Source organism: Vulcanibacillus modesticaldus, assembly GCF_001730235.1.
GTDB lineage: Bacteria > Bacillota > Bacilli > Tepidibacillales > Tepidibacillaceae > Vulcanibacillus > Vulcanibacillus modesticaldus.
In genome coordinates this window covers 1-535 of record NZ_MIJF01000099.1, presented here as the reverse complement: position 1 = coordinate 535, position 535 = coordinate 1, and the positions used below count along the sequence as shown (strand labels likewise).

Genomic DNA, 535 nt, shown 5'->3' with positions numbered 1-535 from the left:
TAATCCCTATGATAATGCTTGTATTGAATCATTTCATGCTATATTGAAAAAAGAAGAAGTAAATCACGTGCAATATCTAGATTACTATTCTGCTAAGATAGCAATTTTTCAATATATTGAGGGCTGGTACAACCGAAGAAGAATACATAGTGCTTTAGGTTATTTGACTCCTCAAGCCATCGAAGATCAATTGAAACATTCAGCATAAGAGTTAACTTTTTTGTGTCCAATATATTGACTCAAATCCAATCTTTGTCGAAAGTATACTATTTAGTGATTGTTTGAATATTCAATAGCGTTGCATAAAAGTTATAGTGGTTAGTTCACACAATATTCTGAACAATATTTTCCTAAACTTCGACCAAAGAACCAGTAACCAACTAAAGGTGATCACTGTCCATTTGGCAATTATTACTATTTGATTTAATTATTCACAAAAAAACAAAACAACTTACAATAACTATTTTTATCCTGGTGCTTTAACCATTAACTTTATCCAATTATCGTATGGCTTCCAAAGTAAAATTCGTAACCA

At 30.5% G+C, this 535-nt stretch carries 1 protein-coding gene; it reads left to right on the top strand.

The window, feature by feature from the left end:
• The coding region (locus tag BHF71_RS11090; RefSeq protein WP_141705358.1) for an integrase core domain-containing protein at nucleotides 1–208 on the top strand (208 nt) is incomplete at its 5' end.
• Between the last annotated feature and the right edge of the window lie 327 nt (nucleotides 209–535).